The sequence below is a fragment of the uncultured Actinomyces sp. genome, from assembly GCF_963526355.1.
Lineage (GTDB): Bacteria > Actinomycetota > Actinomycetes > Actinomycetales > Actinomycetaceae > Actinomyces.
Genome location: NZ_CAUROW010000061.1, coordinates 1 through 11827, shown reverse-complemented (window position 1 = coordinate 11827; position 11827 = coordinate 1). Strand labels below are relative to the sequence as shown.

The window sequence follows — 11827 nt, the reverse complement described above, 5'->3', positions numbered from 1 at the left end:
TGATCGAGGCCCGCACCGGCGATCACTGCCGCACCTGCATGGTCAAGGACTCCTGCCCCGTCCAGGTCGAGGGAAGGAGAGTCGTCTCATGACCCCCACCAGAGCTCGCGAGCTCACCCCGCGGACTCTCGCGGAGGCGCTCGACATCCACACCCCCACCCAGGAACAGGCACGCGTCATCGCCCACCGACTCAGTCCGCTCCTGGTCGTTGCCGGAGCCGGCTCGGGCAAGACCGCCACCATGGCCCAGCGGGTCGTCTACCTGGTCGCCACCGGGCAGGTCCGTCCCGACCAGGTCCTCGGACTGACCTTCACCCGAAAGGCCACCGCCGAGCTGGACCAGCGTGTCGCCTCCCGCCTGGCCAGCCTCGGCGCCGCCGGTCTGCTCCCGGTCACGGCGCCGGAGACCGACGGGACTGGCGTCGAGACCATCGATGCTGTCGATACCACCGACGTCGGCGAGCCGATGATCGCCACCTACAACTCCTTCGCCGGCAGCCTGGTGCGCGACCACGGCCTGCGCATCGGCGTCGACCCCGACTCCGTCCTCATCACCCAGGCCCGCTCCTGGCAGATCGTCACCTCCCTGCTCGAGGCCCGCACCCTTCCACTTCCCAACGAGAGCCTCATTCACAACACGAACGCCGTCCTGGTCCTGGGCGATGCCCTGAGCCAGAACCTGCTGACCATTGATGAGGCAGTCAAGGACCTGGCCGACCTGACCGAGCAGTTCACCGCCCTGGCCTCCATCAAGGGCTGCAAGACCCTGGTCGGCAAGGCGCCCGCCGTCATGAGCGAGTGGGAGGCCCTGCTCGACGTCGTCGCCGAGCTGCACGGTTACAAGCGAAGTCACGGCCTGCTCGACTTCGGAGACCAGATCGCCCTGGCCTGCACCATCGCCGAGTCCGTTCCCGAGGTGACCGTCCAGGTGAGGGAGCAGTATCCCGCCGTCCTGCTCGACGAGTTCCAGGACACCTCGGTCGCCCAGGTTCGGCTCCTGTCCGCCCTCTTCGCCGACTCCGGGGTGACCGCCGTCGGCGACCCCCACCAGGCCATCTACGGGTGGCGCGGGGCGAGCGCCGGAGCCCTGGACACCTTCCACCAGCGCTTCAACCCCAGTGGCACCGCCCGCCTCGCCTCCGGGGAACCGCCGGCCGATGCCGCCCCCGTCCTGGAGCTGTCGACCTCCTGGCGCAACGACTCCACTATCCTCGACGCCGCCAACGCCGTCTCCGAGCCACTGCGCTCCGGCGTCGTGCAGGACGGGGACCCGGTGGGAGAGCACATCACCGTCGCCCCCCTGCGGGCCCGGCCCGTCGCCTTCGGCCTGAAGCCCGGGACTGTGCACGGAGCCTTCCTCCAGGACCCCGCCGAGGAGGCCCGTACCGTCGCCGCCTTCCTCACCGAGCGCTGGTCTCCTGACGCCGAGATGGCCGTTGTGTGCCGGACCCGGGCACAGATGGAACCCATCGCCGCCGAACTGGAGAAGACTGGTCTGCCCTACACGATCATCGGCCTGGGTGGGATGCTCTACGTCCCCGAGGTCGCCGACGTCCGTGCCCTGCTGACTGCCGCCACGGACCCCGAGCGCGGGGACCGGGTGGTCAGGCTCCTGACCGGTTTCGGCATCGGTGCCAGTGACCTGCACGCCCTGGCGGGTCTGGCCCGTGAGCTCCTCCGACCTCCGACGCAGAGCGCCCGGAACGGCGCGGACGGCAGCGGTGACCAGGTTGACTCGCCGTTGCTCAGCGAGGCTCTGGACGCCCTGCTGCGATGGCAGGACGAAGGGGCGGAGGAGACCACGGCCACTGCTTCCCATGACTTGACTCCTGCGGGGCTGGCCGTCGCGTTGCGCACCGCCCGAGCGATCAGGTGCGTCCGGGAGGCCCTGTCCCTGCCGCTTCCCGACCTCGTCGCCCTGGCCGAGCAGGCCCTCGATCTTGATATCGAGATCGCCGCCAGGGTCGACAACCCGATGGGGCATCGCGCCCTCGACTCCTTCCAGGCGACGGCCCTCGCCTACGCGACGGACACCGACACCCCGACGCCTACCGGTTTCCTGGAGTGGCTCGACGCCGCCGAGGAACATGAGGACGCCATGAGCGCCCCCGAGGTCGACCCCACGCCCGGGGCGGTCCAGCTCCTGACCGTTCACGCCGCCAAGGGCCTGGAGTGGGACGTCGTCGCCGTGCCCGGTATGGACGAGCAGGTCTTCCCCTCCTACACCAGCAGCGTCAAAGAGGACCTGCGCGTGGTGGAGACCGGCTGGATGGGGAGTACCTCGACCTTCCCCTTCCCTCTGCGGGCCGACGCCGACGACCTTCCCCCCTTCACCGTCGGCGACCTCAGTCCGGCCGTCACGGACAAGCCCCTCCTGACCGAGACGATGACCGCCTACAAGGAGGCGCTGGGACGCCAGAGCCTGCGCGAGGAGCGCCGCCTGGCCTACGTCGCCTTCACCCGGGCCCGCCACGATCTCCTCCTGACCGGTTCCCACCTGTCCAAGACCGCCTCCAAGCCGCGCCGGCCCTCACGATTCCTCACCGAGCTCCGCCGGCGCGACCTCCTTGTCCCCTACGCAGACGGATGGGTCGACTTCGACGAGTCCCGGCCCAATCCGCTGACCGCCCTGACTCAGGTGGGCATCTGGCCCTTGGACGCCGAGCAGACGGAGACACCGGGGGCTCAGGCGCTGGGCAACGGGCGATCGCACGACGACGGGGGAGCGGATACGGACCGGGCTGCCGCACTGCGCCGAGCCCGGCAGGCGGCCGCCGCCCAGGTCGCCGCCGCCATGAGCGAGGCGAGCCCCAGCGAGCTGGTTGCTGAGCCGGCTCCTGCCAAGGCCGAGCCCACGAGCTCCGGCCATGAACCGGAGGCGAGCGATGACGCGCTGCGACGCTGGCGGCTGGAGACCGGTCTTCTCCTGGCCGAGCGTGCCCGAGCGACGTCGGCCACCCCCACTGTCCGCCTACCCGAGCATCTGGCCGCCACCCGCCTGGACGATCTGCGCACCGACCGGCAGCGGTTCGCTCTCGACCTGCGCCGTCCTTTGCCTCCGGAGCCGCGCGTCGCGGGCCGGCTCGGAACCGTCTTCCACGACGCCGTCGCCCAGCTCCTGAGCGCCCGCGGTACCCTGTTCGGGCTGGGGGAGGCCGGCGTTCCCGACAACCTCGCCCCCCAGGACCGGCAACGTGTTGAACGCTGGCTGGGGACGGTGGAGAACCTGCCGCTCCTGGACGACTACGTTCTGGTCGACACCGAGATCGACCGGGAGATCACCATCGGTGCCACCACCCTGCGCTGCCGCATGGACGCCGTCTTCCGCCGCCTGGATGGGTCCGGATGGCTCATCGTCGACTGGAAGACCGGGCGTCGTCGGGTCCCCGTGGACCAGCTCAGCGTCTACGTCCACGCCTGGGCGGTTTCCCAGGGGATCTCCGCCGGTTCAGTGCGTGCCGCCTACGTGTACGTCGACTATCCCGGGGGGCATGTCGACGAGCTGGCCGCGGCCGGTCTGCTCAGCCTCGAGCAGATCGAGGCGGCCCTGACACCGGACTCGCCATCACCTAACGAGATGACGGCTCTTCCCCCGCCTGAGCAGCCGGGCTAACGTCACCTTCAGGACTGCCTGTGACTCGCCGTCTCGATCAGACGCAGAGCCGCTCACGGTCCGCGTACTCGCTCTTCGCGTCCGACGTTGCAAGGAGACCCCGCATGCTGGTGACCTGGTCGATCGTTGCCTTCCTCATCAGCTCCTTGTGCTGGATTCTCGGTGATGCGCTCATCGTCGGTTTTCATCGGCCCGACCGGAGCGAGCACGGCGATTTCATCGATCTCATGGGAGACGACGCCTACGCCTTCTACACGCGCATCAACGAGCTCCGCCTGCGATGGGGCGCGTTGGTAGCCAACTACTCCGTCCCGCTCATGCTCGCCGGCCTCTACGCGCACTGGGTGCTGCTGCGCGGATCGCCGGTCGGGACGGTAGGAGTGCTGCTGCTCGGCATCGGGTTCAGCCTCTCACCCCTGGCCCACGCCTCCTTCTACCCACTCGCGCTGGCCTCGGAGCGCGCGCACGCGGCCTACCGGACCTACGTGTCGGACAAGACGATGAGTAAGGGAGACCAGGACGGCGAAGCGCCCGATCCTGCCGCCCTGGAGCATGCCCGCAGGCTCTACCGCTTCCTCATGCAGGCCTGGATCCCCGCCATCGGGCTGACGGTGCTGGGCTGGGTTCTTGTCTGCATCGCTCTGGGCTCCGGGGCCACCGCCTTCCCCCGATGGTCGCTGCTCCTGACTCCACCGGTACAGGCTCTCCCGTGGTATGCCCTGACCCGTCTGCCCTACCCCGGCAAACCGCTGCTGGACGGAGCCCTGTTCAACATCGTCAACCTGGTGTGGGCACTCGCCTTCCTGGTGCTTCTGAGCCTCAATCCGCTGACCTGATCCCGGTGGGACACGACGTGGGCCTAGTCATCCTCGTCGTCAACCGGGACCATCGCCACCGGGTTGGTGACGGCATCGGGCTCGGCGGTCTCGCGCTCCCCGGGCACCGGTGCCAGCCGGGGTGTGGCCGGCTCCACCAGCGGGGCGTCGCCCACCTGGGCGGCCAGGTCCTCCAGCATCGCCACCGCGTCGTTGATGATCGGTTTGTCCCCGGTCCTGATCCCATGCAGCAGCCAGCGCGCCAGGCTGAGCTCACTGACCAGCTCGGCCCGCTCGCGAAAGTGCCGATCAACCCCCTCGGTACGGGCGATGTCGTAGGCGTCCTCGATGGAGTCCAGGCAGTCCACAGGTGCCGAGGAGTACACCCAGGCCAGGTCCTCGGCCGGGTCACCCACGTGCGCCTGAGTCCAGCCGCGCACGGCCACCACGGCCCCGCCGGCCACCAGCACGTTCTCCTCGGCGAGGTCGCCGTGGACCACGCTGGGACGGAAGCGCCACAGGGCGGTGTCCTCCAGTGCCTGCTCCCAGCGCCCCAGCAGCGTTGGCGGGGTCTTGCCCGTCGCGGCGGCATCGTCCAGCAGGCTCAGCCAGCGCCGGCGCACCTCCTCGGCGTCGTAGACCGGCATGCCCGCCTCGGAGATCACCGATGTCGGCAACTCGTGGATCTCCCCCAGCGCCTTGCCCAGTCCCGCTGACATTCCCGGCCCCGGGCGGAGCGTTTCGACGGGGATCGGCTTGCCCTCCACGTGGGAGCGCACCTGGATGTGGGCGCCCTGCAGGCGCAGGGACCCGCTGACACGGGGTACGTTGAAGGAGAGACGTCCGTCGTCGACAACCCGACCGATGCGCCGCAGCACCTCGGCCTCCGCCTCCAGGGATGCGCCAACGGTGTCGGTACGCGCTTCATGAACCTCCCAGTGCCGGCCCTGGGTGTCGATGACACCGGTGATGTACCGCTCCGGAGTCTCGGACTGCGGCAGCGCCAGACGAACCGGGTTGAGGCCGGCGACAGCGACGCTCGCCATCGCGGCCAGGGCCAAGGCGGAGTGATGTGGGCGGGACTCCGAGGTGGGGTGGGTCGTCGGAGCCGGCCGGTCGTCCTGCGGTGGACCGGCCGATGCGTTGGGTAGTGGGGCGACGACTACAGGGGCCCGGTACTCCCTGGGTGAAGTCTCTCGGTGCTCACCCCGCTGTCCACCATGGTGCCCACTGCGGTGCTGGATGTGATGCCCATGGCGATCATCGGGGGTGCTGGTAGTCGGAGCCGCAGTCGGCTCAACGTCGCAGGCCGCTGCCTCGCTGGTGCTGTCGATATCAGCATCGACGTCTGTGGTGCCGGGGGCGTCCGGGGACTGCGGAGGCTGTGACATGGTCCAACCGTAGGCGACAGGTCCTATATTTCGCAGGACAGCCGCGCCCGTCCGCTGGCGGCAAACGTCGAAGGCTTCGCGAACTGAGCTGACGAAGATGCAATGGCTCTTGAGGGATCCTGAGTTATCCACAGGGACTGCCAAGGTGGTGGCTATTTCACGATGAGGTGGCCTAGAGTTCCTACGTGACAACGGTCACCGACCGACCGGTGCGTAGGGGTTCACCGCCGAATCCCTGAGCCCCGCGGTCATCCTCGTTCACCCACTACTCGTCCCATTCACACAGACGCGCGCTGAGAGGCAATATGGACGCCGCCGATCTCCTCCTGACGGAGGTTCGTGAGCTGGTTCGTGCTCGCGGGATCGACCCGCTCACGGACATCCCCGCCCTCGAACAGCTCGTCACCGAGGCTGAGGACGACTACCTGCGCCGTTCCGATGCCGGAGTTGTTCCACCGCTCATCGACCCTGCAGGAGCCCGCTCCCACGTTCTCGACTCCATAGCCGGCCTGGGTCCCCTTCAGGGATACCTCGATGACGAGTCCATTGAGGAGATCTGGGTCAACGACCCCGGACGCGTCTTCATCGCCCGTTCCGGGCGTCCGGAGCTGACTACCACGATCCTGGAGAGTGAGGATCTCACGGTTCTGATCGAACGGATGCTGCGAGCCTCCGGGCGCCGTCTGGATCTGTCCAGTCCCTTCGTCGACGCCCAGCTGCCGGGTGGCGAGCGTCTTCACGTCGTCATCCCGCCCATCACCTCCCAGCACTGGGCGGTCAACATCCGCAAGCACACCTCCCGGGCCTCGCGCACCAGTGACCTGGTGCGCATGGGCTCACTGACCAGTCAGGCAGCGGCCTTTCTGGATGCCTCCGTTCAGTCCGGCCTCAACATCCTGGTCTCGGGTGCTACCCAGGCCGGGAAGACCACCATGGTAAGAGCCCTCGCCGGCGCCATCCCCGGGGGCCAGAGGGTCATCTCCTGCGAGGAGGTCTTCGAGCTGGCTTTGAGAAACCGTGACTGTGTGGCTATGCAGACCCGGCCACCCAACCTTGAGGGCGTCGGTGAGATCAGCCTGCGCCGTCTGGTCAAGGAGGCTCTGCGCATGCGCCCCGACCGTCTCATCATCGGAGAAGTGCGCGAGGCCGAGGCCCTGGACCTGCTGATAGCCACGAACTCAGGGCTCCCAGCCATGTGCACGATCCACGCCAACTCCGCACGCGAGGCTGTCATCAAGATTTGCACGTTGCCACTGCTCGCGGGCGAGAACGTCTCCAGTGCCTTCGTGGTTCCCACCGTCGCCGGAGCCATTGACCTCGTGGTCCATCTGGACCTGGACCGCCACGGGCGCCGTACCGTCAGAGAGGTCGCCGCCCTGTCGGGGCGGGTGGAGAACGGAGTCATCGAGCTCGCCGACGTCTACCATCGCGATCCCGCTGGAAACCTCATACGCGGTGCGGGGGTTCCCAGCGGTGCTGAGCGCTTCAGCCGTGCTGGCCACGACCTTGCGGCTCTGCTGAGCGGCCGCCCTCCCGCAGGTAAGGAGGTCCACTGATGGGCGCCTTCGCCGGACTCCTCGGGGGAGTGGGTATTCTCCTCATTTGGATGGCATGCACCTCCGACCCGCCCCAGTGGCGCTCGAGGCGGTCCCGGCTTCTGGCCGACATCCTGGTGCAGGCAGGCGCCGGCCGTACCAGTCCCACGATGTTCGTCCTGGGCTCGATCGGGCTGGGGCTGCTCGTCGGACTGGTCTTCCTGGGGATGTCGCGGGCATGGCCGGTCGCCGTCTCCTTCGCGAGCATCTTCACCGTGGTTCCCTTCCTCATCATTTCTTCCCGGGCGCGCGCTCGCCGTACCCGACTTCGCGAGGTGTGGCCGGAGGCCGTCGACACTCTCGTCTCCGGGGTTCGTGCCGGCATGAGCCTTCCGGAGGCGCTGACTAACCTCGGTGAACGCGGCCCGGAGGCCGTTCGCCCTCAGTTCCGGGCCTTCGCCACCGACTACGCAGCCACCGCTCGCTTCGATGACTCCCTGGACCGGCTCAAGGCCCGCTTCGCCGACCCCGTCGCCGACCGGATCGTCGAGGCCCTGCGCCTGGCTCACGAGGTCGGCGGCACCGACCTAGGTACGCTGCTGCGCGCCCTGTCGCAGATGCTGCGCGAGGACATGCGCACTCGTGGAGAGCTTGAGGCCCGTCAGTCCTGGACGGTCAACGGTGCCAAGGTCGCGGTCGCGGCCCCCTGGCTCGTCCTGGCGCTGCTGTCCACCCGTCCTCAGGCGGCAGTCGCCTACGCCTCCGCCTCCGGCGCCGTCATCCTCCTGGCCGGGGCTGTCGTCTCGATCGTCGCTTACCGGCTCATGCTGCGCCTGGGACGGCTCCCCGAGGAGGAGAGGATGCTGCGATGAACTCGATGAACGCTATGCTCACCGGAGGGCTCGCGGGTCTGGTGGGGGCCCTGGGGGTTCTGACCGTCATCTCGGCCGTGCGCCGACGTCGCCCTACTCTCATGGCCAGGCTGGAGCCCTACGTCCACCGGCAGCCCACCACCTCGGGACTTCTGACCTCGCCGGCGGGGCTGACCTCTGACGGTCGTACCGTCGTCGGGCTGCTCGTGGCCTCCGCGGTGGGCGTCCTCAACCTCGGTCGGTTGCTGGACTCCCTGGGGTCGTCGGCCGACTCGGTCCGTCGGCGTCTGACGCGTTCCGGTTCAACTCTTGGCCTCGACCAGTTCCGTCTCCAGCAGGTCCTGTGGTCGACGACGGCGCTCTTGATCGTCCTGGCGGCCGGCGGCCTGGTTGCCCTTGTCAGGTCCCTTAACGTGCCGGCGCTCGTCGTCCTGTCCGCCATGGCCACTGTCGCCGGGGCGGCCGCACGCGACTGGTGGCTCAGCCGTGCCGTGGCGAGGCGGCTGTGTCGGATCGAGGCCCAGCTGCCCGACGTCGTCGAGCTCCTCGCTCTGGCCGTGGGAGCCGGTCAGGGGCCGGTGTCCGCCATTGAGCGCGTCGTCGCGCTCGGACGTGGCGACCTTATCGACGAACTGGCCGTCACCCTGACCGACATCCGTTCCGGTACCGTCCTGTCCACTGCCCTGGATCGTATGGAGAGCCGGGTGTGCTCCGTTCACGTCACCCGCCTGTGCGAGGCGATCGTCGTGGCTCTTGAGCGCGGCACACCTCTTGCCGACGTCCTGCGCTCCCAGGCCACCGACGTTCGTGAGGCGGCCCGTCAGGCCCTCATGGAGGAAGGGGGCCGGCGCGAGATCGCCCAGATGGTCCCCGTGGTCTTCCTCGTCCTGCCGATCACGGTTGTCTTCGCCCTGTTCCCGGGACTGTTCGTTCTCAGGCTGGGGGTGTGAGTGCACCCGGCGTCGTCCTCTCAGATTTCTAGACCTTCTCGTCCATCGTCCTGCTGATCAGATCTTTTCCCGCCAACAAGGAGCAGCCATGAAGCGCAGCATCTTCTCTTCTTCCTTTTCGTCTTGTCGCGGATTCGGGGCGCGGTGGGTCGGCCGCCTGAATCGAATAGACCTGGGTGACGAGCGCGGCGACGTTCCCGGCTGGGTGCTGGTGACGCTCATGACCGCCGGCCTCGTCGTGGCCCTGTGGACGGTTGCGGGTAGCACACTGACCGATGTGTTCACCAACGCCATCGCCAAGGTGACGAGTGCGATCTGACCGGGCCGGCCGTCTCCGGCAGGCACCGCCCCGGGGCGGCGCGGCGGTCCGGCGGTGCCGCAACCACGTGCGCACTTCGAGCGAGTCGGGCTCGGCAGTCGTCGACTTCGTCATGGTCGGCGCACTCATCATCGTCGTGTTTGTGGCGCTTCTCCAGGTGGCCCTGGGCGTCTACGCGCGTAACGTCCTCATCGACGCCGCCGGTGACGGGGCTCGTCGAGCAGCTCTCGTCGGGGGTACCGAGGCCGAGGCGCAGCAACGGGTACGCGCCTTGTCCGACGCTGCGCTGCGTCGTGGCTACGTGAATACCGTCTCCGTCTCGCGGGTGCCGTCCGGGGACCTGATGATCGTTGAGGTCACGGTGACGGCGCCCCTCCCGGTCCTGGGGCTCCTCGGGCCCGGTGGGATCCTGACGGTGAAGGGGCACGCCGTCGACGAGTCCTCCCTGGTGCGGGAGAAGTGATCTCCGGTGGCTTCACGAAGGACCCGTGCGGGCTGCTCCCCGCGTCTGCCGGAAGCGCGATCCGGCCCTGCCATCGCAGGGCGGGGCCGCCGGGACACAGGCCGAGTCAGGGACGTCCTTGGGGCAGTGGGCAGGATCGCGCGCCGGGAGGAGGGCAACGCCATCGTCGAGTTCGTCGGGTGGAGCACCGTCCTGGTCGTGCCCGTCCTCTACCTCGTGGTCACGCTCGCCCAGATACAGGCCACGGCCTTCGCCGTCGCCTCAGCAGCCGATGCCGCCGGCCGGATCCTGGAGGTCGAGGACTCCCCAACCGCAGTGGACAGGGCTCAGGTGGCGGTGGGGCTGTCACTGTCCGATCAGGGTATCGAGGCCGACCCGGCCAGTTCCTTATCCATTACCTGCGCCCATGGCTGTGCCCGTGGGCGGGCCGCTATCGTCAAGGTCGCGGTCGGAGTCGACCTGCCCGGATTCGCCTCCCTGGGGATCGGCCACGATGTCGTCATCGTGGACACCGAACGGGCCATCACCCTGCCGGGCCAGGAGGGGCCGTGAGCAGGATGCCTGGTTTCGGAGGATCTCCTCGACGGGTTCGTGCCCTGGCACATCATCTGGGGCGAGAGGAGAGCGGGCAGACGCTGCTGTTGGGCGTCGGACTCATATGCGCCGTCCTGGCCCTGCTGTTCGTCGCGGCATCGGCGAGCGCCGTCTACCTCGACCTGAAGACCCTCACCTCTTTGGCTGACTCGGCCGCGGCCGCGGGGGCCGATGGGGTGGATGAGGACCCGTACTACGGGGGAGACGGAACAGATACGGCGCCCGCGGCACTGACTGATGCACAGGTGCGAACCGGTGCCGCTGCCGACCTGTCCTCCCAGCCCGCCGCCGTCGGGCCGGCGGGTGTCATGATCGTCAGCGCCCGGGCCGCGGACGGCCAGACCGCTGTGGTGACACTGCAGGCACGTTCCCGTCCGCCCTTCCTGCCTTGGGGAATCATCCCGGCCGAGGGCTTCACCATCACCGCCACCGGATCGGCCCGCATGACGACGACGCAGTGAGCCTTCAGGACTCACTGCGTCGGAACTGGTGGATGGTTGGTTGTCGACGGGAGGGACTGGTGGAGCGGATACGGTCAGGCCTGCTCGACGAAGCCTGCTGAGACGGCGGGGGAGGCGCGTCGGAACCCGTGCACCCGAGCCCGCAGTTCCTCCCTCTGACGGCGTGAGAGCTGGGCGATGTAGGCCCGCTTCACCGTGAACAGGATGTTGATGCCCACCAGCAGGTAGAAGGCGTTGGCGATGACGCTGGGCCAGGCGCCGGAGCTCGCGCAGTTGATGGTCAGCAGCACGGAGCCGGTGATGTTGAGGGCCTGGTACTTCAGTGAATCGCCCGCGATCGTGCCCTTGGAGACCAGGAAGTAGGCCACGAGGAGCTCAGCGGCGCCGATCCAGCCGCCGGCAGAGATGAGGGAGAGGAGCACGTTGTTCACGGGGATGATTCTTGGGTGCTTCTTGATGAAGGTCAATCGCATCTATCTGCATGAGGGATGTAGATTTACTTCATGCACGTTCTTCCCCAGCGGCTTTCGGTTTTATTGGCCGTGCACCGGGCCGGAGGAGTCGTCGCAGCGGCGGATATCCTTCACATCACGCCGTCCGCCGTATCCCAGCAGATTCGCCAGTTGGAACGCGAATGCGGCGCCCGGGTCCTGGACCGCACACCCGCTGGAGCCGTGCTCACAGCCGCCGGGAGGGTCCTGGCGGACGCGGCCGAGCGCATTGAGAATGAGCTCACCACCGTGCGCCGTGAGTTGGCCGACCTGGACGACTCCATCCCCTCCGGTGTGGTGCGCGTGGGCAGCTTCGCCTCCGC

Annotated in this window: 12 protein-coding genes; 10 read left to right on the top strand and 2 right to left on the bottom strand. The window is 68.3% G+C overall.

The annotated features are described in order from the left end of the window. The first annotated feature begins 88 nt into the window (after positions 1–88). On the top strand, positions 89–3613 hold the full coding sequence (locus RWR81_RS10310) for an ATP-dependent DNA helicase (protein WP_314457477.1): 3525 nt from the start codon (positions 89–91) through the stop codon (positions 3611–3613). 104 nt (positions 3614–3717) lie between these two features. After that, positions 3718–4449 carry a hypothetical protein gene (locus tag RWR81_RS10305; protein ID WP_314457475.1) on the top strand — a complete coding sequence of 244 codons (732 nt, stop codon included), beginning with the start codon at positions 3718–3720 and terminating at the stop codon, positions 4447–4449. Positions 4450–4472: 23 nt separating this feature from the next. Here the strand turns inward: RWR81_RS10305 and RWR81_RS10300 are convergent, their stop codons facing one another. Continuing rightward, positions 4473–5819, bottom strand: coding sequence for a phosphotransferase (locus RWR81_RS10300; protein WP_314457473.1), 1347 nt, complete (start codon positions 5817–5819; stop codon positions 4473–4475). Positions 5820–6124: 305 nt separating this feature from the next. On the opposite strand from RWR81_RS10300, the gene RWR81_RS10295 reads away from it, so the two are divergent. The 7 genes from RWR81_RS10295 to RWR81_RS10265 all read left to right on the top strand — a co-directional run bounded on the left by RWR81_RS10295 (position 6125) and on the right by RWR81_RS10265 (position 11013). Further along, positions 6125–7375: an ATPase, T2SS/T4P/T4SS family gene (locus RWR81_RS10295; protein ID WP_314457471.1), complete on the top strand. Its 1251-nt coding sequence runs from the start codon at positions 6125–6127 to the stop codon at positions 7373–7375. After that, positions 7375–8226 (top strand): type II secretion system F family protein, encoded by an 852-nt coding sequence (locus tag RWR81_RS10290; RefSeq protein ID WP_314457469.1) that lies wholly within the window; start codon positions 7375–7377, stop codon positions 8224–8226. The genes RWR81_RS10295 and RWR81_RS10290 overlap by 1 nt, the downstream gene beginning before the upstream one ends. Then, a complete protein-coding gene (locus tag RWR81_RS10285) occupies positions 8223–9176 on the top strand; it encodes a type II secretion system F family protein (RefSeq protein ID WP_314457467.1) in 954 nt (317 codons plus the stop codon). Before RWR81_RS10290 ends, RWR81_RS10285 begins: the two co-directional genes overlap by 4 nt. An 88-nt stretch (positions 9177–9264) precedes the next feature. Continuing rightward, positions 9265–9495, top strand: a complete 231-nt coding sequence (locus RWR81_RS10280) for a hypothetical protein (protein ID WP_314457466.1) — start codon at positions 9265–9267, stop codon at positions 9493–9495. Continuing rightward, positions 9485–9958, top strand: coding sequence for a TadE/TadG family type IV pilus assembly protein (locus RWR81_RS10275; protein ID WP_399498389.1), 474 nt, complete (start codon positions 9485–9487; stop codon positions 9956–9958). The genes RWR81_RS10280 and RWR81_RS10275 overlap by 11 nt, the downstream gene beginning before the upstream one ends. Before the next feature lie 126 nt (positions 9959–10084). Further along, the gene (locus RWR81_RS10270) at positions 10085–10510 is read left to right on the top strand and encodes a hypothetical protein (RefSeq protein ID WP_314457462.1); all 426 of its coding nucleotides are present in this window, start codon (positions 10085–10087) and stop codon (positions 10508–10510) included. A 5-nt stretch (positions 10511–10515) separates the two neighbouring features. Beyond that, positions 10516–11013 (top strand): glycosyltransferase, encoded by a 498-nt coding sequence (locus RWR81_RS10265; RefSeq protein WP_314457478.1) that lies wholly within the window; start codon positions 10516–10518, stop codon positions 11011–11013. A gap of 74 nt (positions 11014–11087) precedes the next feature. Here RWR81_RS10265 and RWR81_RS10260 read toward each other — a convergent pair whose 3' ends face one another. Further along, positions 11088–11486, bottom strand: a complete 399-nt coding sequence (locus RWR81_RS10260; protein WP_314457460.1) for a hypothetical protein — start codon at positions 11484–11486, stop codon at positions 11088–11090. A gap of 30 nt (positions 11487–11516) precedes the next feature. On the opposite strand from RWR81_RS10260, the gene RWR81_RS10255 reads away from it, so the two are divergent. Then, positions 11517–11827 (top strand): LysR family transcriptional regulator (locus RWR81_RS10255; RefSeq protein WP_314457458.1); only part of this gene is annotated, 311 nt, incomplete at its 3' end.